The 21,404-nt window shown below is 37.8% G+C and carries 28 protein-coding genes and 1 riboswitch; of the genes, 23 read left to right on the forward strand and 5 right to left on the reverse strand.

Annotated features, from left to right (window positions below; translation table 11 throughout):
- Positions 1 to 33 precede the first annotated feature (33 nt).
- From dnaB to HT717_RS00565, 7 genes are all read left to right on the forward strand, one after another.
- A complete protein-coding gene (gene dnaB, locus HT717_RS00535) occupies positions 34 to 1,392 on the forward strand; it encodes a replicative DNA helicase (protein WP_049540320.1) in 1,359 nt (452 codons plus the stop codon).
- On the forward strand, positions 1,389 to 1,655 hold the full coding sequence (locus HT717_RS00540; RefSeq protein WP_000128619.1) for a Veg family protein: 267 nt from the start codon (positions 1,389 to 1,391) through the stop codon (positions 1,653 to 1,655). The genes dnaB and HT717_RS00540 overlap by 4 nt, the downstream gene beginning before the upstream one ends.
- 88 nt (positions 1,656 to 1,743) lie before the next feature.
- Complete coding sequence (gene cbpD, locus HT717_RS00545) at positions 1,744 to 2,859, forward strand: choline binding-anchored murein hydrolase CbpD (RefSeq protein WP_049540318.1); 1,116 nt, start codon at positions 1,744 to 1,746, stop codon at positions 2,857 to 2,859.
- 77 nt (positions 2,860 to 2,936) lie between these two features.
- Positions 2,937 to 3,039, forward strand: a riboswitch (TPP riboswitch).
- Between the two features lie 68 nt (positions 3,040 to 3,107).
- The gene (locus tag HT717_RS00550; RefSeq protein ID WP_049540363.1) at positions 3,108 to 3,398 is read left to right on the forward strand and encodes a thiamine-binding protein; all 291 of its coding nucleotides are present in this window, start codon (positions 3,108 to 3,110) and stop codon (positions 3,396 to 3,398) included.
- Positions 3,361 to 4,119, forward strand: a complete 759-nt coding sequence (locus HT717_RS00555; RefSeq protein ID WP_162489575.1) for an ABC transporter permease — start codon at positions 3,361 to 3,363, stop codon at positions 4,117 to 4,119. The genes HT717_RS00550 and HT717_RS00555 overlap by 38 nt, the downstream gene beginning before the upstream one ends.
- Before the next feature lie 37 nt (positions 4,120 to 4,156).
- Positions 4,157 to 5,164, forward strand: a complete 1,008-nt coding sequence (locus tag HT717_RS00560; protein WP_049540360.1) for an ABC transporter substrate-binding protein — start codon at positions 4,157 to 4,159, stop codon at positions 5,162 to 5,164.
- Entirely contained in the window at positions 5,164 to 5,892 is a 729-nt protein-coding gene (locus HT717_RS00565; protein WP_049540316.1) for an ABC transporter ATP-binding protein, read from the forward strand. Before HT717_RS00560 ends, HT717_RS00565 begins: the two co-directional genes overlap by 1 nt.
- Positions 5,893 to 6,049: 157 nt before the next feature.
- Here the strand turns inward: HT717_RS00565 and HT717_RS00570 are convergent, their stop codons facing one another.
- The 5 genes from HT717_RS00570 to HT717_RS00590 all read right to left on the reverse strand — a co-directional run bounded on the left by HT717_RS00570 (position 6,050) and on the right by HT717_RS00590 (position 10,278).
- A complete protein-coding gene (locus HT717_RS00570) occupies positions 6,050 to 7,216 on the reverse strand; it encodes a site-specific integrase (protein ID WP_173304095.1) in 1,167 nt (388 codons plus the stop codon).
- Positions 7,217 to 7,408: 192 nt separating this feature from the next.
- Entirely contained in the window at positions 7,409 to 8,383 is a 975-nt protein-coding gene (locus HT717_RS00575) for an Abi family protein (protein ID WP_173304097.1), read from the reverse strand.
- 362 nt (positions 8,384 to 8,745) lie between these two features.
- Complete coding sequence (locus HT717_RS00580) at positions 8,746 to 9,285, reverse strand: hypothetical protein (RefSeq protein WP_061088564.1); 540 nt, start codon at positions 9,283 to 9,285, stop codon at positions 8,746 to 8,748.
- 48 nt (positions 9,286 to 9,333) lie between these two features.
- Entirely contained in the window at positions 9,334 to 9,603 is a 270-nt protein-coding gene (locus tag HT717_RS00585) for a hypothetical protein (protein ID WP_061088563.1), read from the reverse strand.
- 51 nt (positions 9,604 to 9,654) lie between these two features.
- Positions 9,655 to 10,278, reverse strand: a complete 624-nt coding sequence (locus HT717_RS00590; RefSeq protein WP_153226471.1) for a helix-turn-helix transcriptional regulator — start codon at positions 10,276 to 10,278, stop codon at positions 9,655 to 9,657.
- Positions 10,279 to 10,428: 150 nt separating this feature from the next.
- Here HT717_RS00590 and HT717_RS00595 point away from each other — a divergent pair, with 150 nt between their 5' ends.
- The 16 genes from HT717_RS00595 (at position 10,429) to HT717_RS00670 (ending at position 21,291) form a co-directional block, all read left to right on the forward strand.
- The gene (locus HT717_RS00595) at positions 10,429 to 10,614 is read left to right on the forward strand and encodes a hypothetical protein (RefSeq protein ID WP_000909283.1); all 186 of its coding nucleotides are present in this window, start codon (positions 10,429 to 10,431) and stop codon (positions 10,612 to 10,614) included.
- Positions 10,615 to 10,851: 237 nt separating this feature from the next.
- The gene (locus tag HT717_RS00600) at positions 10,852 to 11,454 is read left to right on the forward strand and encodes a Rha family transcriptional regulator (RefSeq protein ID WP_061088659.1); all 603 of its coding nucleotides are present in this window, start codon (positions 10,852 to 10,854) and stop codon (positions 11,452 to 11,454) included.
- An 11-nt stretch (positions 11,455 to 11,465) separates the two neighbouring features.
- Positions 11,466 to 11,726 (forward strand): hypothetical protein, encoded by a 261-nt coding sequence (locus HT717_RS00605; RefSeq protein ID WP_061088561.1) that lies wholly within the window; start codon positions 11,466 to 11,468, stop codon positions 11,724 to 11,726.
- A 325-nt stretch (positions 11,727 to 12,051) separates the two neighbouring features.
- Complete coding sequence (locus HT717_RS00610; protein ID WP_063612234.1) at positions 12,052 to 12,357, forward strand: hypothetical protein; 306 nt, start codon at positions 12,052 to 12,054, stop codon at positions 12,355 to 12,357.
- Entirely contained in the window at positions 12,317 to 12,517 is a 201-nt protein-coding gene (locus tag HT717_RS00615; protein ID WP_061088657.1) for a hypothetical protein, read from the forward strand. Before HT717_RS00610 ends, HT717_RS00615 begins: the two co-directional genes overlap by 41 nt.
- 211 nt (positions 12,518 to 12,728) lie before the next feature.
- Positions 12,729 to 13,001, forward strand: coding sequence for a hypothetical protein (locus HT717_RS00620; RefSeq protein ID WP_061088656.1), 273 nt, complete (start codon positions 12,729 to 12,731; stop codon positions 12,999 to 13,001).
- A complete protein-coding gene (locus tag HT717_RS00625) occupies positions 12,988 to 13,848 on the forward strand; it encodes a conserved phage C-terminal domain-containing protein (protein ID WP_061088560.1) in 861 nt (286 codons plus the stop codon). The genes HT717_RS00620 and HT717_RS00625 overlap by 14 nt, the downstream gene beginning before the upstream one ends.
- Positions 13,849 to 13,859: 11 nt before the next feature.
- Positions 13,860 to 14,705: an ATP-binding protein gene (locus tag HT717_RS00630; protein ID WP_153226472.1), complete on the forward strand. Its 846-nt coding sequence runs from the start codon at positions 13,860 to 13,862 to the stop codon at positions 14,703 to 14,705.
- Positions 14,702 to 14,863 carry a hypothetical protein gene (locus HT717_RS00635; RefSeq protein ID WP_000997173.1) on the forward strand — a complete coding sequence of 54 codons (162 nt, stop codon included), beginning with the start codon at positions 14,702 to 14,704 and terminating at the stop codon, positions 14,861 to 14,863. Before HT717_RS00630 ends, HT717_RS00635 begins: the two co-directional genes overlap by 4 nt.
- 89 nt (positions 14,864 to 14,952) lie before the next feature.
- Positions 14,953 to 15,183 (forward strand): hypothetical protein, encoded by a 231-nt coding sequence (locus HT717_RS00640; protein WP_000012235.1) that lies wholly within the window; start codon positions 14,953 to 14,955, stop codon positions 15,181 to 15,183.
- Positions 15,184 to 15,231: 48 nt separating this feature from the next.
- Positions 15,232 to 16,092 carry a phage major capsid protein gene (locus HT717_RS00645; RefSeq protein WP_173304099.1) on the forward strand — a complete coding sequence of 287 codons (861 nt, stop codon included), beginning with the start codon at positions 15,232 to 15,234 and terminating at the stop codon, positions 16,090 to 16,092.
- Positions 16,093 to 16,101: 9 nt separating this feature from the next.
- Positions 16,102 to 16,650, forward strand: a complete 549-nt coding sequence (locus tag HT717_RS00650; protein ID WP_094752986.1) for a hypothetical protein — start codon at positions 16,102 to 16,104, stop codon at positions 16,648 to 16,650.
- Between the two features lie 377 nt (positions 16,651 to 17,027).
- Positions 17,028 to 17,438 carry a DUF722 domain-containing protein gene (locus HT717_RS00655; protein ID WP_061864797.1) on the forward strand — a complete coding sequence of 137 codons (411 nt, stop codon included), beginning with the start codon at positions 17,028 to 17,030 and terminating at the stop codon, positions 17,436 to 17,438.
- A gap of 136 nt (positions 17,439 to 17,574) precedes the next feature.
- Positions 17,575 to 17,919: an HK97 gp10 family phage protein gene (locus HT717_RS00660; RefSeq protein ID WP_004261968.1), complete on the forward strand. Its 345-nt coding sequence runs from the start codon at positions 17,575 to 17,577 to the stop codon at positions 17,917 to 17,919.
- 479 nt (positions 17,920 to 18,398) lie between these two features.
- Entirely contained in the window at positions 18,399 to 18,857 is a 459-nt protein-coding gene (locus HT717_RS00665) for a CtsR family transcriptional regulator (RefSeq protein WP_049539439.1), read from the forward strand.
- A gap of 1 nt (position 18,858) precedes the next feature.
- A complete protein-coding gene (locus HT717_RS00670) occupies positions 18,859 to 21,291 on the forward strand; it encodes an ATP-dependent Clp protease ATP-binding subunit (protein WP_049539438.1) in 2,433 nt (810 codons plus the stop codon).
- Positions 21,292 to 21,404 lie beyond the last annotated feature (113 nt).

A 21,404-nucleotide genomic window follows, 5' to 3' on the forward strand; every position in this document is an offset into this window, starting at 1 on the left:
TCTTGACAAGATTGTAAAAGGAAGGGAAGTCTGATGGCAGAAGTAGAAGAGTTACGAGTACAACCTCAAGATATCTTAGCTGAACAATCCGTTTTGGGGGCTATCTTTATTGATGAGAGTAAGCTTGTTTTTGTGAGAGAATTTATTGAGTCTCGGGACTTTTTTAAGTATGCCCATCGTTTGATTTTCCAAGCTATGGTCGATTTATCCGATCGTGGCGATGCCATAGATGCAACAACGGTTCGTACCATTCTTGATAATCAAGGTGATTTACAGAATATTGGTGGCTTGTCTTACCTGGTTGAGATTGTCAATTCTGTGCCAACTTCTGCTAATGCGGAGTATTATGCTAAAATTGTTGCAGAAAAGGCTATGTTACGGCGATTAATTTCCAAGTTGACAGAGTCTGTCAATCAAGCTTACGAGGCTTCGCAACCAGCTGATGAAATCATTGCTCAGGCAGAAAAAGGGTTAATTGATGTCAGCGAAAATGCTAATCGAAGTGGCTTTAAGAACATTCGAGATGTGTTGAATGTCAACTTTGGAAATCTGGAGGCTCGCTCTCAACAAACGACTGATATTACAGGTATTGCGACAGGTTATCGTGATTTGGATCATATGACGACTGGACTTCATGAGGAGGAGTTGATTATCCTAGCAGCCCGTCCTGCGGTTGGTAAGACAGCCTTTGCCTTGAATATTGCTCAGAATATTGGGACTAAGTTGGACAAGACGGTAGCTATTTTCTCACTGGAAATGGGTGCGGAAAGTCTAGTGGATCGTATGTTGGCGGCAGAAGGTTTGGTGGAATCCCATTCTATCCGTACAGGGCAATTGACTGATGAGGAGTGGCAAAAATATACCATTGCTCAGGGTAATCTAGCTAATGCAAGTATCTATATTGATGATACGCCAGGGATTCGGATTACGGAAATTCGTTCTCGCTCACGTAAACTTGCTCAAGAAACGGGCAATCTTGGTTTGATTTTGATAGATTACTTGCAATTGATTACAGGTACAGGCCGAGAAAATCGTCAACAAGAAGTTTCAGAAATTTCACGTCAGTTGAAAATCCTAGCAAAAGAACTGAAAGTTCCAGTGATCGCTCTAAGTCAGCTTTCTCGTGGTGTAGAACAACGTCAGGATAAGAGACCAGTCTTGTCTGATATTCGTGAATCTGGGTCTATTGAGCAGGACGCTGATATCGTAGCCTTTCTTTATCGCGACGACTACTATGAGCGTGGTGGTGAAGAAGAGGAAGGCATACCAAACAATAAGGTAGAAGTTATTATCGAGAAAAACCGTAGTGGAGCTCGTGGAACAGTGGAATTAATTTTCCAAAAAGAATACAATAAATTTTCAAGTATTTCAAAAAGGGAGGAAATAAGATGACAGATGCATTTACAGATGTAGCTAAGATGAAAAAAATTAAAGAGGAAATCAAGGCGCATGAGGGTCATGTAATTGAAATGACTTTGGAAAATGGGCGTAAGCGCCAAAAAAATAGATTGGGTAAGTTAATTGAAGTTTATCCATCCCTATTTATTGTGGAATTTGGAAATGTTGAAGGAGATAAACAAGCTAATGTTTACGTTGAATCCTTTACTTACTCAGATATCCTTACAGAAAAGAATTTGATTCATTATCTTGACTAAAGTGAGAAATTTTCTCACTTTTTCTTTTTTCTCCGAATAATTTAAGTGAAGGTAATCTTCAATTTATATTATTTTTCAAGGAGGAAGAATGAAAGTTTTACCATTCAAAGTAACAGAGACAGGATTTTCTTTTAGAAAATCAGCTAAAAAGGTTGTTCCTTTTTTAGTAGTAGGATTGATGCTAGCAGCGAGTGATAGTGTATATGCCTATTCTGGAGGAAATGGATCGATTGCGCGTGGGGATGATTATCCTGCTTATTATAAAAATGGGAGTCAGGAGATTGATAAGTGGCGCATGTACTCTCGTCAGTGTACTTCATTTGCAGCCTTTCGCTTGAGTAGTGTCAACGGTTTTGAGATTACAGGAGCTTATGGAAATGCGAATGAATGGGGTTATCGTGCTCGTCGTGAAGGATATCGTGTAGATAATACACCAGCTATTGGATCTATTGCTTGGTCTACTGCAGGAGGATATGGTCATGTTGCCTGGGTTTCAAATGTAATGGGGGATAATATAGAAATTGAGGAATACAACTATGGTTATACAGGATCCTATAATAAACGAACTATAAAAGCGAATACGATGACAGGATTTATTCATTTTAAAGATTTGGAGGGAGGTAATGTAGTAAGTAGTAGCAAAGTATTCAATAGTCAACCTTCGTCTTCGACAGGAGGAACTCATTATTTTAAGAATAAGGCAGCTATAAAAAATCAACCTTTAGTTAGTGCAACTTCAATTGCATATTATTCTCCAGGTGAGAGTGTTCATTATGATCAGGTACTTGAAAAAGATGGGTACAAGTGGTTGAGTTATATATCTTATAGTGGAAGTCGTCGTTATATTCAGTTAGAGGAGGTTGCGTCATCGCAGAATCAAACAGAAGGTAGTTCCAATGATGTTCTGACTGTTGGTTGGAAGAAAATAAATGGTAGTTGGTATCATTTCAAATCAAATGGTTCTAAATCAACAGGATGGCTGAAAGACGGTTCTAGTTGGTATTATTTGAAATCATCTGGTGAAATGCAGACAGGATGGTTAAAGGAAAATGGTCTGTGGTACTATCTAGATAGCTCAGGGGCAATGAAAACAGGCTGGTACCAAGTCTCTGGTAAGTGGTATTATTCTTACTCTTCAGGTGCCTTAGCTGTTAATACAACGGTGGATGGCTACAGAGTAAATAGTGATGGTGTGAGAGTATAGAAAAAGTAGGAAATTTTTCCTACTTTTTCTGTAAGCAGTTTCCTTGACATTTTTTTTGTTTTGCGCTATCATATGTCCATATAATATATGGGAGTCTGTGTACAGTCTGAGAGGAAGTGTTAAACTTCGACCGCACCTGATCTGGGTAATGCCAGCGTAGGGAACGATACTTAGTCTATTCTTGACCTTTTCCATATATGGTAAAGGTTTTTCTTTTGGTCAAAGGAAAACAAGAAGAGGAGGTTTTTATGAAAGCAAGCATTGCCTTGCAAGTTTTACCCCTATCACAGGGGATTGATCGGATAGCTGTTATCGATCAGGTCATTGCTTATCTGCAAGATCAAGAAGTGACCATGGTGGTGACACCATTTGAAACGGTCTTGGAAGGGGAGTTTGATGAGCTCATGCGTATTCTCAAAGAAGCGCTGGAAGTGGCAGGGCAGGAGGCAGATAATGTCTTTGCTAATGTCAAAATAAATGTAGGAGAGATTTTAAGTATTGATGAGAAACTTGAAAAGTATACTGAGACGACACATTAGTCTATTGGGCTTTCTAGTAGTCTTGTCAATCTGGCAGTTAGCAGGTTTGCTTAAACTTCTCCCCAAGTTTATTCTGCCGACACCTCTTGAAATTCTCCTGTCATTTGTTCGTGACAGAGAATTTCTCTGGCACCATAGCTGGGCCACCTTGAGAGTGGCTTTACTGGGGCTGGTTTTGGGAGTCTTGATTGCCTGTCTCATGGCTGTGCTTATGGACAGTTTGACTTGGCTTAATGACCTGATTTACCCTATGATGGTGGTTGTTCAGACTATTCCGACCATTGCCATAGCCCCTATCCTGGTTTTGTGGCTAGGTTATGGGATTTTGCCCAAGATTGTCTTGATTATCTTGACGACGACCTTCCCTATCATCGTCAGTATTTTAGATGGTTTTAGGCATTGTGATAAGGATATGCTGACCTTGTTTAGTCTGATGCGAGCCAATCCTTGGCAAATCCTGTGGCATTTTAAAATCCCGGTCAGCCTGCCTTACTTTTATGCAGGACTAAGGGTTAGCGTCTCCTACGCCTTTATCACAACAGTGGTATCTGAGTGGTTGGGAGGCTTTGAGGGTCTTGGTGTTTATATGATTCAGTCCAAGAAACTGTTTCAGTATGATACTATGTTCGCTATTATTATTCTGGTATCGATTATCAGTCTTCTGGGTATGAAGCTGGTCGATATTAGTGAAAAATATGTTATTAAATGGAAACATTCGTAAAATTAGAATGTTTCAAAAAAGAAAAGAGGAAATCAAAATGAAAAAAACATGGAAAGTGTTTTTAACGCTTGTGACAGCTCTTGTAGCTGTTGTGCTTGTAGCTTGTGGTCAAGGAACTGCTTCTAAGGACAACAAAGAGGCAGAACTCAAGAAAATTGACTTTATCCTAGACTGGACACCAAATACCAACCACACAGGGCTTTATGTAGCCAAGGAAAAAGGCTATTTCAAGGAAGCTGGAGTGGATGTTGATTTGAAATTGCCACCAGAAGAAAGTTCTTCTGACTTGGTTATCAATGGTAAGGCGCCATTTGCAGTGTATTTCCAAGACTACATGGCTAAGAAGTTAGAAAAAGGTGCAGGAATTACTGCCGTTGCAGCTATCGTTGAGCACAATACATCAGGAATTATTTCTCGTAAATCTGACAATGTAAGCAGTCCGAAGGACTTGGTTGGTAAGAAATACGGAACTTGGAATGACCCAACTGAGCTTGCTATGTTGAAAACCTTGGTAGAATCACAAGGTGGGGACTTTGAGAAGGTCGAAAAAGTACCAAACAACGACTCAAACTCAATCACACCGATTGCCAATGGCGTCTTTGACACTGCTTGGATTTACTACGGTTGGGATGGTATCCTTGCTAAATCTCAAGGTGTAGATGCTAATTTCATGTATTTGAAAGACTACGTTAAAGAATTTGACTACTACTCACCAGTTATCATCGCAAACAACGACTATTTGAAAGACAACAAAGAAGAAGCTCGTAAAGTCATCCAAGCTATTAAAAAAGGCTACCAATATGCCATGGAGCATCCAGAAGAAGCAGCTGATATCCTCATCAAAAATGCACCTGAACTTCAGGAAAAACGTGACTTTGTCATCGAATCTCAAAAATACTTGTCAAAAGAATACGCAAGCGACAAGGAAAAATGGGGTCAATTTGATGCAGCTCGCTGGAACGCCTTCTACAAATGGGATAAAGAAAATGGTATCCTTAAAGAAGACTTGACAGACAAAGGCTTCACCAACGAATTTGTGAAATAATGACAGAAATTAGACTAGAACACGTCAGTTATGCCTATGGTCAAGATAGGATTTTAGAGGACATTAACCTGCAGGTGACTTCAGGTGAAGTGGTTTCTATCCTAGGTCCAAGTGGTGTTGGAAAGACCACCCTCTTTAATCTAATCGCTGGGATTTTAGAAGTCCAGTCAGGGCGCATTGTCCTTGACGGTGAGGAAAATCCTAAGGGGCGCGTTAGTTATATGTTGCAAAAGGATTTGCTCTTGGAGCACAAGACGGTGCTTGGCAATATCATCCTGCCCCTCTTGATTCAAAAAGTGGATAAGGCGGAAGCCATTGCCCGCGCGGATGAAATTCTTGAAACCTTTCAGTTGACGACTGTAAGGGATAAATATCCTCATGAACTGAGTGGGGGGATGCGTCAGCGTGTGGCCTTGCTTCGTACCTATCTTTTTGGGCACAAGCTCTTTCTCTTGGATGAGGCCTTTAGCGCCTTGGATGAGATGACCAAGATGGAACTCCACGCTTGGTACCTTGAGATTCACAGGCAGTTGCATCTAACAACCTTAATCATCACGCATAGTATCGAGGAGGCCCTCAATCTCAGCGATCGCATCTATATCTTGAAAAATCGCCCTGGGCAGATTGTTTCAGAAATTAAACTAGATTGGTCTGGAGATGAGGACAAGGAAGTCCAAAAGATTGCCTACAAACGTCAAATCTTGGCAGAATTAGGCTTAGATAAGTAGAAAAATAGGGAGTTGGTGAAGATTATCCTTTACCAGCGCCCTTTTTCTTTTAAAAATGAGAAAATTTCGGTATAATAGTCAATTATACCGAAAACATTCTATAATCGTTGATGCATAAGGGTTTTATGTATCGCTTTTTTTTATTTTGTGGACTTTTTTAAGAACTTTTTATTTTTTCGAGGGCAGTTTCAAAGAATGAGACTGCTCTTTTTTGGTTCTCTTTTGATAAATGGCTGTAAGTGTCCATAGTTACAGATATTTTTGCATGGCCAAGCCGTGTCTGTATTTCCTTGTAGGGTAGACCGGCATTAAGCAAGATACTAGCGTGAGTGTGTCGGAAAGCATGAAAGCCTAAATCAGTACAGTTAGCGTTTTTCAAGTGCTTATGTAGGCGATAATCAACCTTTCGAGTATTGACATAGTTGTCAAAGCTATCAGAAAATACTTTCTCATAGGTTAAGCCAATGTTTCTACCGTTTTCTGCTTGTCTTGCTCGGTAGAGACGAAGCATGAGCACTGTTTTATGATCGATATCTAAAACTCTATAGCTTGATTTTGTCTTAGGACTGTTTACCTGGTTTAAAATGTTGAGCGTTTTGTTAATATCGATTGTTCCGTTCTGCAGGTCAATATCAGACCATTCCAAGGCCAGACATTCACGGATACGCAGTCCAGTAGCTAGGAGCGTCTTATAAAGCACAGTATCATAAAAATTGATAAAGGTATTTTCTAGGCTATCGAGATAGGAGAGGAAGTTTTTAAGTTCCTGATCTTGAAAGTATTTAATTTCTTGTTTATCTCTTGTTATCTTTCTAGGAATGACAACATCACGAGCAGGGTTATTGTCTAATGCCTGGATAGAAACCCCATACTGTAGTATACGTTTATTTAAGGCATGAAGGTGATTGTATTCTTTATACCCCGTTCCGTCCTGATTGTACTCATCCGCCCACTTATTTACCTGAGTTTGGATAATAACAGGAGTAAGCTTATCTAGTTTATAAGTACCAAATGAGGGTAAGAGGTAGTTATTTAAGCAACCTTTTATCTTTATCTGCGTATTAGTCTTTATGGTATGCTGGTAGGTTTGCCAAAATAAGTCCACAAGTTCGCTATAGGTTGTTATATGTGAGTGTTGTTTCCGTGTAGAGCCGTTTTTCTGAAATTCTACCTTAGCCTGGGTGGTCTTGTTTCTGAGTTCTTTCTTTGTTCGTGCCGATATGGTAGTCTTGACCTTCTTACCAGTTACAGAATCAATGCCAAGATAGATACTAGAGCGGTAGACTACTGATCCGTCTTTTTTCGTGTGTTGTATAATTTTCATGGTTTTAACTCCTTTTTCCATCAGCAGGCAAGCAATTAGAAAAGGTTTTGAGTTTATACCAGGCTAGGAGTTACGAGAACCCCTCTATTTTCGATTTTAAGCAGTCAGACGGTAAATAATACCAGAGTATGAAACAAGGCGGATATGGGGCTTATATGAAGTTTTTAAAAATCCCCTATATTGCAAGTAGTTCTACCTTAATTTGTCAGTGATATTATACCAATTATTCGGAAATCCAAGTGTGTCCAATACAATGCCGGCTTCAATGGAGTGTGCTTTTTTATTTAGAGCTTTGGTTCTTTTAATAATAGTGTTATGTAATTGAGCGTATTGTGTGCACGCAAGTAGACATTGCAAGGCAAGAAAAACATAATATACAGATTGTCTTGATGTATTGGCATTGTTATTGTAATAGTGGAAATAAGCTAGTTGTGGAAGATTCTCACGGCATTTATAATTGAAAAGCTTATTATTATGAGCAGTGATATTTCTAATTTCTAGTATATTTTTAATAATACTTTCTAAAGCCTTTCCGCTTAAAAGGTCTTTACTAGGTCTATTTTGGATGTATTCAATATTTTCTTGCAAGAATGGTGATAAATCTCTAGCTATCTGATTTTTTATATCAGTGTTTAGATTTCTATAAAAGTTAAATGCTTGCCCTAGTGTAAGTTCATTGATGATAACCCAGAAAGGAACAACGCCATGTTGTTTATAGTGGTGTTTTATAGAATTGTTTTGCTTATCCCTATTATAATCATTGAGTATTCTAGCTAATATACTGATTAAATTTGTAATTTGTGCGAGCCTTTTTGCATCTTTTTGTGTTTCAAAATTATTAATATCTAGATAAGAGTATGGCTTTGGATATGATTCTGAAAAACGATATGCCAGTACGGATTTAAAGTGTTTTTCTGCATCTATAATTGCTTTTAAAAAAGCTGATTTAATTTCTTTATCGTAAAAGTGTGTTGCAGCTATTTCTCTAAAGTCTGCACCAGCTATAAATTTATCTTTTGATGTTTGAAAAAACTTACTATATCCGTTGACGACGTTGTAATAGTTGTTAGTTAGAAGGTATCTTTTGCATTCTTCTATGTTATCTATTTCTAAACCTCTAGACTGGAGAAGTTTTATTTGTTCATCTAATGTTTGAAATGGTTTCATATATATTCCTTGTATACAAAAACACCACCTAGTAGCACTAGGCGGTGTTTCGCGTACTCTGTTCCCTTGGGAGCAGAAACTCTTCTCATTGCCTAATAATACTGTAATTTTTAGTTTTTGTCAATATTTTTAGTTTGTTTTTTAAAAATTTTTGAGTATCGAAAAAACTCAACGCTGGGAACGTTGCTTTTATTGCATTGTCAGACAAGTTAGCAGTAGCAGGCTTGTCTTTTTCTATTTGTCAATTTCGCTTATTTTTGCGTTTTAGTCTGTAAAATCGGCTTTCTATTCTTCAATTTCCCCTGTTTTTGCACAATAGACCTTAGAAATAGGGGCGTTATTGGCGAATATGGGGGAGTTTTTTAATTTACGATGATTTCTCCAACAGGGATAAAATCTTTTTGTTTTGAAGATTTTGCGATTAAGTCGTATTGATCAGCAGATTTTTCATACCCAAGGGAAAGAGTAGTATTGTCGTCTGGTAATTTTTTAGCAAACTCAGATATAGACATCCGAAATACGGTAATTGCATTTTGCTGATTAGTTGTAGCAGAATTTGAATTGATTGCGTCCATAGTCTCTTTTGCGCTATCTTTAGCAGTTCCAGTTAGCAAAATTATGATTGTATCATGTGGTTCGGATGAATCTGAATCGATTACGTTATTTTGAATTTTAACGCTTATTGCTCCAGTTGATTCAGGATCTAATTTTGATTTGATTTCAGAAATTAGATTGTCGTACTTACTGTTATCTACTTTGGTTTTAACGTTTGTTGAAGTAGTGTTTTTTTGCTCCGTTTTTGGTTGCTCCGAGCTATCTTTAGTAGTTGATTGATTGTTAGAGCAAGCCACTAGGACGGTAGCAGAAAGTAAAATAGCTGATGTGCTTAGTAATTTTTTCATAAGTAGCCTCCTATATGCTGATGTTTTCTAATAAAAGATGGGGAATTTTTATAGAATCTTCTCAAATACCATTGTGGCTTGAATGCGGTCACCACCGCCTAAACCTTTGCTTCCACCATTGGCGGTTGTGATGGTATGAAGGCGATAACCTTTTGCTACTTGGGTGTTAATGACGTTTTCTAATTCTGTCAAATTTCCTGATCCAGTACCAAAAAATTTCTCTTTTAAGGTTACTTGAAGGACAACGTAGTGTAGTCCATTTACTCCAGAAGCAGTAGAAAAACTACCTTCTTGTTTTACAGTGTCAAAAAATCCCATGGGGTCACTCCTTATTAGTTTTTAATTAGATAATTCTAAGTAAATTCTAAATTATTTTTTATCAGTATGCTCTTTTATGATACCTATATCTTTATTTTTTTCGTATAGACTATTTACTAGTTGCATAACGATTTTTTTATCAGATGTTGACAGGGTTAGAAAAGAACCGAAAAAATTTTGAAAAAGTAGTGGCAATTGTCCAAGAGCTATATAGATTCTTGAAATATTATCAGAAAGAGTCCCGTCGATTTCTTCATAATTATCTTCGGGTTGAGTTTTTTCCCACTCTTCAAGAATAAGATCCTTAATATCTTGTTCGATTATGGGAAGGCTTTCAGCTTGTACAAAAAGAGATAAATCCCGCTTACCGTTTTTTCGATTAGTTTCATCATATTCTGAAATTATATTTTTAAAATCTGGGTTGGTGAGTAATAATTTTGCCATATTTCTATAGCTATCAAATGCTTCATTTTGAATAGTGATATAATCCTCATACCCCAATAGATGCCCAACGCTTACCCCAAAGTAGTCAGCTAGTTGCTGGGCTTTATCTGGTTTGATTTGGCTTTCTCCGTTTTCCCATTTTTGGTAACCTCTACGGGTCACGCCCATAGCTTTAGCGACGACCTCTTGTGTGTCGCCTTTTTTTTGTCTTAATTCTTTTAGTCTGTTCATATATATTACCTCAATTTTAATTATATCACAAAACAATAAAAAGCTAACAAAAAATTCACTTTTTGTTATTTAATCATTGACAGCTAACAAAAAATACGCTATACTACAAGAAAGCTAACAAATAGTTAGCGAAAGAAAGGAGGAACTTCATTGCTTATTACCTCAACACAAGCAAAAGCGATCCGCCGAAAGCAAGCAGATAAGAAATTGACTGCAAAGCAAGCAGGCGAAGAAATCGGAGTTACACAAGTTACCTATCGAAAAATTCGAGACGGTGGCGAAGTAAAGCCTAGTATTTATCAAAAAGCCATGCAGTGGCTTGCTGAAGATTATTAGAAAGGAGCGAACTAATCGTAATACTACTCTACATTTACAGATTTCTCATGTGGTGCTTTACCACTGGGGATTGATAAACGGGTCTAGTTAAATATTTGATAGAGTGATTTGCTTGCTACCTATGGCAGTATCAAGGGTTTGTAGGGGTTTATTCTCTCCTAAATTTTCCCTACCTCAATGATTTACCTTGGTACTGTTTTAGGTGGCAAGCACGAGCAACAAGAAGAAAGGAAACTTATGGAACTAGTATATATAGACGGCAAGAAAGAGCCGTATACACTGAGCAGTATTGTGGCAGAGTGTACAAACTTACAGCATCACACAATAACCAAGACAATCCGCAAACATCAAGCAAGGTTTGAAGGGTTCGGAAAGGTTGGATTTAAAATCCAAGCTATGGAAAGTGGCCAGAATACTAAGGATTATATTTTGAATGAGCAACAAGCGACCTTGTTAGTTACATTCTTAAAAAATACTGAGCAAGTGGCCAACTTCAAAACCAACCTAGTCAAAGCCTTCTTTGAAATGCGTGATGAACTTTCTAAACGCTATCTTCAAAGAGAACTGGAAAAGCCAAAGCGCAAAAGCTTAACCGAAGCTATCCAAGCATGGGAGAAAGCACCTAAGCACGCCTATAGTACCCTTACAAACTTACTACTAAAGGGAGTGACAGGGAAGAATAAAGCGCAACTCATGAAGGAGCGAGAAAGTAAGAACGGTATTGATGGCTTAACAAGTGTAGAGCTGACAAACTACCAACGTTTGGAAGATATGGCAATAGCTATGATTAACTTGAATAGGGGATATTCAGAAATTAAGGAATTCATTTTTAAAGTATAGGAGTATAGAAAATGGAAAATGATTTTAAGACAGTTAAAAATGCCAAGGGGTTAGAAATTCCCAAGTATCCCAAGGATTTTAAAAAGCTAGTTGAGAAAGACAGACAACTAGCCGAATATCTTTGTATGAACTACGAGAACCTGGAGAGTGAAGACCTGGGCGCATTTCTTGAAATGGTGGAGCAGGGATTCAGCTGGATTCTGGATCTTATCGAAAGTAAAGACTTGCTTTATAAACCACAGTCGGGTAGTAATCATGCAAAAAGAAAATAAAAAAATCACTTGCTCAAATTTTGGCCAAGGCGAGCAAGCGACGAGATTCAAGGTATAGAAATTTTTTCTATGCTCTGATTATAGCAAAAAATATCTATTCTATCAAATACCTAAAGAAAAACCGAAGAGCAGGCAAGCAATTAGAAAAGGTTTTGAAATCAAGTGCTGACACGGTGATTCTAAGCACTTGTTTAGCAAAAATGTGGGTGGATCACCCACGAAACATCACTACATGCGTCCGCCAACTAGGGGCAATCGCCCAGCGTTTGGGGTGGTGAAACAATCCAATATAGGAAAAAGCAGGAAAAAGGCACAGGAAAACAATATGACATTAAACATAAAGGAAATTCAAGAGCAAGGGGGCAGACTTGGAGATGTGCTTCCCAGAATTGAATTAGTTAGACAGTTGAGCAATTCGCTGATAATGGCGAAAAATAACGGAGCAGATACTGCTATCTTATCTGGACAGATGAAAGAGGGTTTGGCCGTTATTCGTGACCAGATGGAACAACTCTATAGAGAGTTGGACGGGATTGCAGTTTATCTCCTTAATTGTGAGAATTTTGAAGAATTGGGGTACAAGTCAGATGATAACACCAGACATAAGAAAAATGACACAAACAGAATTTGATAACTTTATGGTTGATTTAAATGAAAATGAACCAAACCTATTCCAGTTTATCGTTGATTTTATCAATAAAAAAGTATCTATCAAGGAAGTTGAAGCTTTCCAAAATATGGGACATCAAGCCCAACATTTATATATCAAGAATTACCAAGCGAGGGCATAGCATGAATGAACTAGAATTAAGCAATACGCAGTCTATTGTCTTTACTTTGCTACTGCTTTGCCTACTACTTTATCTAAACCGTCGAGACCGCAAAAAAGCGCTCAAATCGAGCGAGAGAGTACACAGACGATAGAAACGACTAGCGAGGAATTAAACCCTGATTATGGGCGATATATTTAGCTTGCAGGTGTTAAGCCATGGGGGTACTAAGATGTTTGAAAAAATGATTGAAGATTTAAAGTCTAAGATTTTGGAAGCAGTGGAACGGTATTTAAAAAGCCATGAGAAAGTGCCACAAAAAAGATTAGATTTGATTAGCAAGGTGGAACTAAAGGAAGAACTGGGTATAGGAGATAAAACCTTGACAAAATGGGAAGGTGCAGGACTACCGCAGTATATACCGCCTATTGAAGATACTAGAAAAGTCTATTACAAAGTTACGGACATTTTGAAGTTCCTGGGGGTAGATGATGGCAAAGACTAAAATATATTTTTGGTTAAAAGTTGATAAGAAGTTTTTTGATAATCTTTTTATTAAGCGACTTAAAAATATGCCTGGTGGCTACACTATGACAGTGATTTATATCCGTCTTATGTTGGAAAGTTTAGAAGATGATTGTATTTTGTACTATGAAGGATATTTTGATAGTTTGGTACAGGAATTAGCTTTAAAACTGGATGTCTCTGAAGATGATATAAATATGACGCTTGCATATTTTACAAAATGCGGACTAATTCAGATCGATGATGATGGCCATGCTACATTATCACAAGCAAAAGCCATGGTTGAGAGTGAAACAAACTGGGCAAAATACAAGCGAGACCAAAGAAAAAATAGTCAAGATATACCAAAATTGGAGAATGTCCAAAATAAAAAGACTATTTCCAACTCATGTCCAACAGAGATAGAGAAAGAGAATAGAGTTAGTAGTAAGAGTAATAATTTATATTTAGATAATATATTGTCGGGAAATCCCGACTACAATTTTCCTACTTGGCTTGAAGAAACAGCTATAAAAGATTTAGAGAAAACAAAATATAAAGAACTTTGGATTCCTATTGTTTATCTGAATCAAGTAGCTAATAAGAGGTATAAGTTTGTTGATAAGACAAAAAGGCTTTTACTAGCACGATTCAAAGAAGGCTATACACTTGAAGATTTTAAACAGGTGATAGATATAAAAACGGCAGAATGGAAGGATAGTCCTGAATTTTCTAAATATCTGAGACCAGAAACACTTTTCGGATCTAAGTTTGATGGTTATTTGAATCAAAAGCCTAAAACCATAAAAGGGAAGTCTGAAGACAACTTTCCAGATCTACCATTTTAGGAGTTGCAAAGATGAAGGAACAATTTAAAGAATTTAATAACAGAAAAATATTGGATACGGTTTGCGATATTCACCAGGTAAATTATTGGGAAATTTCTGTACCAGTGTTAGGGAGTTCAGAAAGAAAAGTACAAGCTTTTTGCCCAGAGTGTGTGAAGGGAGAGATTAAACAAAAAGAGCAAGACTTGTTACAGCAGTTTGAGGACAGACAGGCTTACTTTAAAACTTATGATGTCTTAATGCGTGATAGTACGATTCCTAACGAGTTGAAGGGGGCAACATTTGATAATTTCTTTGTTAAGACGACAGAGGAGCGTCAGATGTTAGAGTTTGTAAAAGGTCAAGCCCAGAAGTACCTTGCAGGTATGACGGGAAATACTTTAATCAGTGGTAGCACAGGAATAGGAAAAAGTCATTTATCGCTTGCCCTGGCCAAAGAAATCAATGAGAGCTTCAGAGAGAAGAACGAGCCTAAGAGTGTCTTATTTGTCAGCTTAACCGAGATTATAAAGCAGATAAAAGAAGGCTGGGCTTATGGAAGAAATGCAAACTTAACAGAGTATGAGGCGGTTAAAAAGCTTGTTGATGTTGATTTTCTAATCATTGATGACCTGGGGGCAAAAAATGGGACGGTAACCCCTAAGAGCGATTGGGAACAGGATTTCTTGTTTGATATTATCAATAATCGAGAAACTACGATTTTCAACACGAACCTAGATAGTAGTGAACTGCGGACGGTATACAATGCTAGAAATTCAAGTAGAATTTTGAAAGGTTTAGAAGGGAACACTTTCAAGGCTTTTACAATCAAAGATAAGAGATACACTATAAACACAGTGAGGGGAGAATATCAATGAATGATGATAAAATGCGATTTTCAACAGAAAAAGGCTTTGTTGTCTACGAAAAATGTGGTATAATAGAGATAGAAAAAGTTCCAAGGTTTGGAGAGATAACTTTATTCTACTCAGATGGAAAATTTACCCATCTAGTCAAAAAAGAAACTAAAAAATAAGTCTATTGAGAACAACTCAGGGACATACCGTAAGCATATAATGCTAGTGGTATGTCCCTTTTTGTTTGCATAGAAAGGGGGTGAGGGAGATGTCAGGAGATACTTCTTTAGGGTATGTAGTAGCCAATAAGTTTTCTATGGATCCAGATAAAAGACAGAAAATCTTTTCTCAGTGTAAAAAAGAAGATGATAGCTTAGAACAACGGAAACAAGAAATACTAGAAAAATATGCTAACAAACAAGACAAATCAAAATCTAGAAAAAATGATTCTAAAGGCTCGGAGAGTCATAAAAGAAAAACTAAGAGCAAAGAATTTTAGAAAAAATTATAAACAAAAATCAGATATTAAAAGATGAAGGAGAAAAAAATGACAACTAACTTAGTTAAACAAAAAGAAAATTTAGAAGCTTATATCCGAAGTACAGGTTATAACACTAGAGGGATGAACGTAGAAAATAATCATGTACTCATTGAAAAACCAATCCTTGATAGTTATGAAGATGAACATCAACGTAAAGAGCTGGTTGATCTAGTAAATGTTATTGAGACTCGTACCCGTGGTGGGAAGTATGAAGTAACTGACTTTGAATCTGATTCATTACAAGAAGTTAGCGAAAATTCGGCTGAGAGAACAGAAGCAGATAAAAAGAAAACTATCAGCGTTGATTACTTAGTTAAATTATTCAGTGGAAAACTTGATTTTTCACAGGAACAATTAGACGATGGCCAATATAATTTAACGGATTTTCTTGGTAAGAAGATTATTAAATTAAAACGTAGAACACGAAATAGAGAGATTGGGAAAATTCTCCAAACTGCGAAAGTGCAGACTGCTACAAGTATGGACGACTTGAAATCTATTGTTTCTTTAATCAATCCAGAGCGCAATGTATCTATGGTTATTAGTCAATCACTATTTAATGTCTTAGACAAAATGAAAGACACTTCAGGAAATTATCTTCTTAAAGTTGATAAAGAGACAGGGACAAGTGAAACATTCTTTGTAGATAACTTTTTAATTGTAGATGATACGACATTAGGGAACAAAGGTGACAAAAAAGGCTTTATCGGAGATCTAGAAAATTTTGTTACTTTGTTTGATCGCAAGAAAGATACACTTAGTTGGGTGAATGCGAATGACTATTTTGGGAAACGGTTGATTTTACATACCCGATTTGATGTAAAAAAAGTTGAAGCAGATTGTGGTTACTTTATTCAATGGAACTAGGAGAAAGAAATGGATATTAATCAAGTATTTGAAACACTGGATGATCTAGATAATAAAAAAAGTAAGATTAATTCAGCACGAGAACAGTTAAGCGAAAAAAGGAAAAGCCTGTTAGGCAATCAAGCAGTTTCATTTGAGAACATAGATTCTTTTTTGTCAAATAACTTAGAATCTTTAGAGCAGCTGGGAAAGATGGAAAAAGCTATTAATGGCCTTCAGGAAAAATTTGATAGTGATTTTTCAGAAGCTAATGCAGTCATCTTTGAATACATTTTTAAAGAAACTAAGCAACGGATGGAAACTAAGAAGATCTATAAACAATACCGAAAGAAACTTAGACGAATTTTGGACGCATATGATGAAATTCAAGAACTGAAGAAGGATGTAGAAGAAATTCATACAGGTGTAGTCAGAGAAATAAGTCAGAGACATTCTCTATCGCCGTATCGAACAGAAGTAAGTCCGCTTACTGTCCTACCATTCTTAACCCCTGATTCTAGCGGATGGATGAATTTTTCTAAGGAATATCGGGACATTAAAGAGTATTTAGAAAAATAGGGAACAAATTAAGTAAGGCTAGTGATATATGGCTCAAACAAAAGAAATATCGCTAGTCCTACTTTTATGCTTTACTAAGTTTCACATAACAAAGTAAGCATAAACTGAAAAGAAGTAATAGCTTGAAAGCAAGGTATATCAGGGGTTTACAGAATGGAGTGAGTTTCACAGAATGTAAGATATGAGAAACTGAGGGGATAAATTAAAGAAATTTCCCTTGAACTTGTCATACTGAAGAGTTGTCAAACTTAAAACAATGATACCTGATAAGTGGAGTGTTGGAAGGCTTTTAGCGCTTTTTGTCAGTTTGACAGAATTTACAATTTGACAAATTGCAAGATAAAAAATTTTTAAAATTTAAGTGGAGGTACTTGCCTATGTACGAGTTGAGTAACAGAGACTTGGACGGGATAGATATTGAGTTAGGACGGTATAGAACGCTTGCTAATAAAATTTATTTGAGAAGACAGGAACTAATACATAATAAGAAACATAGCGCTGAAGATTATACTGGTGGGAAAGGCAAGACAGTATCTAGTCCTACTGAAGCGACAATCATTAGAATTGAAGAAGACCAAACACTAAGATATTTAGAAGGCTTCAAACTAGTTGTAGATACCTTGATGGAAAACTTAATTGAAAGTGATCTAGTCATTTTTAAAATGAGATATTTAGAAGCTGGTGCGACTTGGGAAGACGTGGCAGAGAAACTAAATAAAACTACTCGTTATATAAATAGTCGAAGAAAAGTAATCGCTAAAAGATTTATAGAACTGAAAGGATATTGACACTCCCCCCCACTTTGTAAAGCATTTTCGTTGATTTTAGGTACCGGGAGCGGTAACTTTTTCCAAGTCGGAAGCTGTCAACCAAAAAGGGGGTAAAAAGTTGATATTTTAAAAAAATAGAAGGAGTTTTTAGAAAATGGATTTAGCAGCACAATTAGCAAATATTTTAGCAGAATATTGCGAAGAGGTTAATGAAGAAGTTGATAAAATTGCGGAGCAAGTCGCTAAAGAAACAGTTAAAGAATTAAAGGAAACTAGCCCTAAAAGAACAGGTAAATATTCAAAAGGATGGCGTAAGAAAAGAGTGAGAAATGGAGTTTGGGTCGTATATAGTTTTAAATACGGCTCTCTTACTCATTTACTTGAATTTGGACATATTAAACGAAATGGGGGGAGGACTAAGGCGTACCCTCATTTAAGACCTGCAGAACTGAATGCGATTCAAAAATTTACAGAAAGGATTAAGAACATTTCAAAGTAAACTATAATTGAATAGTATTAAGTAGACTAATTAAGTGAGCAAACCAACACATCGTTATTTAAGTCCTTAGATTTATTTCTGAGGACTTTTTATCCTTGCTTCTCATATTGCTATTTGATAAAATAAAAGTAAGAACAGCTTTTTCCCTATCCTCTATGCTTTTATCTTTTTCTTTTGCGGGATTCTTGTTATATATAAGTTTGAGAGGATATGCTATAATATTACCAGGTAATAAAAAAGCACGTTTGACCGTGCTAGTTTCTTGCCTGCTGAACTCGTCAATATTACGCCCTTTTTAGGGCTCTTTTTTGTGGACTTTTTTAGGAACTTTCAAGAAAAACCAAGGCGTCCTAATGCCTTAGTATTTTTAAAGAAAGTCAGTATTTTCAAGGGCTGAGCTCTAAAAATTTGACTTATAGAGTGTTAAATGATAGTATAGTCAAAGATAGTCAAGGTTTAAAGAGAGAGGTGGGTTTGTAATGAGATTTAAAAATACATCGGATCATATTGAGGCCTACATCAAGGCGATTTTAGATCAATCTGGAATTGTAGAGTTGCAACGGAGTCAGTTAGCAGATACATTCCAGGTTGTTCCTAGTCAGATTAACTATGTGATCAAGACACGCTTTACGGAAAGTAGAGGCTACTTGGTTGAAAGTAAGCGGGGTGGTGGAGGCTACATTCGCATAGGACGGATTGAGTTTTCTAGTCATCATGAAATGCTCCGTGATTTGCTTTATTCAATTGGTGAGCGAGTTAGTCAAGAAATTTATGAAGATATTCTGCAGCTTTTGGTTGAGCAGCAATTGATGACCAAGCAAGAGATGAATTTGCTGGTGGCAGTAGCTTTGGATCGCGTTCTAGGAGAAGAAGCTCCAGTCCTTCGAGCTAATATGCTACGACAGGTCATACAAGAGGTAGATAGAAAAGGGAAGTAAGATGAACTATTCAAAAGCATTGAATGAATGTATCGAAAGTGCCTACATGGTTGCTGGCCATTTTGGAGCTCGTTACCTAGAATCTTGGCACTTGTTGATTGCCATGTCCAATCACAGTTATAGTGTCGCAGGGGCAACTTTAAGTGATTATCCATATGAGATGGACCGTTTAGAAGAGGTCGCTTTGGAACTGACTGAAACGGACTATAGCCAGGATGAAACCTTTACGGAATTGCCGTTTTCTCACCGTTTGCAGGTCCTCTTTGATGAGGCAGAATATGTAGCGTCAGTGGTCCATGCAAAGGTGCTAGGGACAGAGCATGTCCTTTATGCGATTTTGCATGATGGCAATGCCTTGGCGACTCGTATCTTGGAGAGAGCTGGTTTTTCTTATGAAGACAAGAAAGATCAGGTTAAGATTGCTGCCCTTCGTCGAAATTTAGAAGAACGAGCAGGATGGACTCGTGAAGATCTCAAGGCTCTACGCCAACGCCATCGTACAGTAGCTGACAAGCAAAATTCTATGGCTAATATGATGGGCATGCCCCAGACTCCGAGTGGTGGTCTAGAGGACTATACGCATGATTTGACAGAGCAAGCGAGTTCTGGCAAGTTGGAGCCAGTCATCGGTCGGGATAAGGAAATCTCGCGTATGATTCAAATCTTGAGCCGGAAAACCAAGAACAATCCTGTCTTGGTTGGGGATGCTGGTGTCGGGAAAACTGCTCTGGCGCTTGGTCTTGCCCAGCGTATTGCTAGCGGTGATGTACCTGCGGAAATGGCTAAGATGCGCGTGTTAGAGCTGGATTTGATGAATGTCGTTGCAGGGACACGCTTCCGTGGTGACTTTGAAGAGCGCATGAACAATATCATCAAGGATATTGAAGAAGATGGCCAAGTGATTCTCTTTATCGATGAACTCCATACCATCATGGGTTCTGGTAGTGGGATCGACTCAACTCTGGATGCGGCCAATATCTTGAAGCCAGCCTTGGCGCGTGGAACTTTGAGAACGGTTGGTGCGACCACTCAGGAAGAATATCAAAAACACATCGAAAAAGATGCGGCTCTTTCTCGTCGATTCGCCAAGGTGACGATTGAAGAACCAAGTGTGGCAGATAGTATGACCATCTTGCAAGGTTTGAAGGTGACTTATGAGAAACATCACCGTGTGCAAATCACAGATGAAGCGGTTGAAACAGCTGTCAAGATGGCCCATCGTTACTTGACTAGTCGTCACTTGCCAGACTCTGCTATCGACCTCTTGGATGAAGCGGCAGCAACAGTGCAAAATAAAACGAAGCATGTAAAAGCAGACGATTCTGGTTTGAGTCCAGCTGATAAGGCCCTGATGGATGGCAAGTGGAAACAGGCAGCCCAGCTAATTTCAAAAGAAGAGGAAGCGCCTGTCTATAAAGACTTGGTGACAGAGTCTGATATTTTGACCACCTTGAGTCGCTTGTCAGGCATTCCAGTCCAAAAACTGACTCAAACTGACGCTAAGAAATACTTGAACTTGGAAGCGGAACTCCACAAACGTGTCATCGGTCAAGATCAAGCTGTTTCAAGCATTAGCCGTGCGATTCGCCGCAACCAGTCAGGGATTCGCAGTCATAAGCGTCCGATTGGTTCCTTTATGTTCCTAGGGCCTACAGGTGTCGGTAAGACCGAATTGGCCAAAGCTCTGGCAGAAGTTCTTTTTGACGACGAATCAGCCCTTATCCGCTTTGATATGAGTGAGTATATGGAGAAATTCGCAGCCAGCCGTCTTAATGGAGCTCCTCCGGGCTATGTGGGTTATGAAGAAGGTGGGGAGTTGACCGAGAAGGTTCGCAACAAACCATACTCTGTTCTCCTCTTTGACGAGGTAGAAAAGGCTCACCCAGACATCTTTAATGTTCTCTTGCAGGTTTTGGATGATGGTGTCTTGACAGATAGCAAGGGTCGCAAGGTTGACTTTTCAAATACCATTATCATCATGACATCGAACCTTGGTGCGACTGCCCTTCGTGATGATAAGACAGTTGGTTTTGGGGCCAAGGACATTCGTTTTGACCAGGAAAATATGGAAAAACGCATGTTTGAAGAGCTGAAAAAGGCTTATAGACCGGAATTCATCAATCGTATTGATGAAAAGGTGGTCTTCCATAGCCTGTCTAGCGACCATATGCAAGAAGTGGTGAAGATTATGGTTAAACCTTTAGTAGCAAGTTTGGCTGAAAAAGGTATTGACTTGAAATTACAAGCTTCAGCACTGAAATTGTTGGCCAATCAAGGATATGACCCAGAGATGGGAGCTCGTCCACTTCGCAGAACCCTACAAACAGAAGTGGAAGACAAGTTGGCAGAACTTCTTCTCAAGGGAGAATTAGAGGTAGGCAGCACACTTAAGATTGGTGTTAAAGCAGGCCAGTTAAAATTTGATATTGCATAAAAATGGAGAATCAGGAGAAATCTTGATTCTCTTTTTTGCTACTTTTTTATAAAAAACAATAAAAAACTATTTACAAAATAAAAATATAGTTTATAATAAAAACATAGATAATG

This window comes from Streptococcus sp. 959 (assembly GCF_013277075.1).
Lineage (GTDB): Bacteria > Bacillota > Bacilli > Lactobacillales > Streptococcaceae > Streptococcus > Streptococcus pseudopneumoniae_C.

Coding starts and splice junctions, on each gene's coding strand:
- HT717_RS00585 (WP_061088563.1), bottom strand. CDS start 9,603: ATGGGATTTTTTGACACTGTAAAACAAGAAGGTAGTTTTTCTACTGCT.
- HT717_RS00670 (WP_049539438.1), top strand. CDS start 18,859: ATGAACTATTCAAAAGCATTGAATGAATGTATCGAAAGTGCCTACATG.
- HT717_RS00560 (WP_049540360.1), top strand. CDS start 4,157: ATGAAAAAAACATGGAAAGTGTTTTTAACGCTTGTGACAGCTCTTGTA.
- HT717_RS00555 (WP_162489575.1), top strand. CDS start 3,361: ATGAGAAACTTGAAAAGTATACTGAGACGACACATTAGTCTATTGGGC.
- HT717_RS00565 (WP_049540316.1), top strand. CDS start 5,164: ATGACAGAAATTAGACTAGAACACGTCAGTTATGCCTATGGTCAAGAT.
- HT717_RS00590 (WP_153226471.1), bottom strand. CDS start 10,278: ATGAACAGACTAAAAGAATTAAGACAAAAAAAAGGCGACACACAAGAG.
- HT717_RS00660 (WP_004261968.1), top strand. CDS start 17,575: ATGGATTTAGCAGCACAATTAGCAAATATTTTAGCAGAATATTGCGAA.
- HT717_RS00550 (WP_049540363.1), top strand. CDS start 3,108: ATGAAAGCAAGCATTGCCTTGCAAGTTTTACCCCTATCACAGGGGATT.
- HT717_RS00665 (WP_049539439.1), top strand. CDS start 18,399: ATGAGATTTAAAAATACATCGGATCATATTGAGGCCTACATCAAGGCG.
- cbpD (WP_049540318.1), top strand. CDS start 1,744: ATGAAAGTTTTACCATTCAAAGTAACAGAGACAGGATTTTCTTTTAGA.
- HT717_RS00635 (WP_000997173.1), top strand. CDS start 14,702: ATGAATGATGATAAAATGCGATTTTCAACAGAAAAAGGCTTTGTTGTC.
- HT717_RS00620 (WP_061088656.1), top strand. CDS start 12,729: ATGTTTGAAAAAATGATTGAAGATTTAAAGTCTAAGATTTTGGAAGCA.
- HT717_RS00600 (WP_061088659.1), top strand. CDS start 10,852: ATGGAACTAGTATATATAGACGGCAAGAAAGAGCCGTATACACTGAGC.
- HT717_RS00575 (WP_173304097.1), bottom strand. CDS start 8,383: ATGAAACCATTTCAAACATTAGATGAACAAATAAAACTTCTCCAGTCT.
- HT717_RS00610 (WP_063612234.1), top strand. CDS start 12,052: ATGACATTAAACATAAAGGAAATTCAAGAGCAAGGGGGCAGACTTGGA.
- HT717_RS00570 (WP_173304095.1), bottom strand. CDS start 7,216: ATGAAAATTATACAACACACGAAAAAAGACGGATCAGTAGTCTACCGC.
- HT717_RS00655 (WP_061864797.1), top strand. CDS start 17,028: ATGTACGAGTTGAGTAACAGAGACTTGGACGGGATAGATATTGAGTTA.
- HT717_RS00580 (WP_061088564.1), bottom strand. CDS start 9,285: ATGAAAAAATTACTAAGCACATCAGCTATTTTACTTTCTGCTACCGTC.
- HT717_RS00625 (WP_061088560.1), top strand. CDS start 12,988: ATGGCAAAGACTAAAATATATTTTTGGTTAAAAGTTGATAAGAAGTTT.
- dnaB (WP_049540320.1), top strand. CDS start 34: ATGGCAGAAGTAGAAGAGTTACGAGTACAACCTCAAGATATCTTAGCT.
- HT717_RS00640 (WP_000012235.1), top strand. CDS start 14,953: ATGTCAGGAGATACTTCTTTAGGGTATGTAGTAGCCAATAAGTTTTCT.
- HT717_RS00605 (WP_061088561.1), top strand. CDS start 11,466: ATGGAAAATGATTTTAAGACAGTTAAAAATGCCAAGGGGTTAGAAATT.
- HT717_RS00630 (WP_153226472.1), top strand. CDS start 13,860: ATGAAGGAACAATTTAAAGAATTTAATAACAGAAAAATATTGGATACG.
- HT717_RS00540 (WP_000128619.1), top strand. CDS start 1,389: ATGACAGATGCATTTACAGATGTAGCTAAGATGAAAAAAATTAAAGAG.
- HT717_RS00650 (WP_094752986.1), top strand. CDS start 16,102: ATGGATATTAATCAAGTATTTGAAACACTGGATGATCTAGATAATAAA.
- HT717_RS00645 (WP_173304099.1), top strand. CDS start 15,232: ATGACAACTAACTTAGTTAAACAAAAAGAAAATTTAGAAGCTTATATC.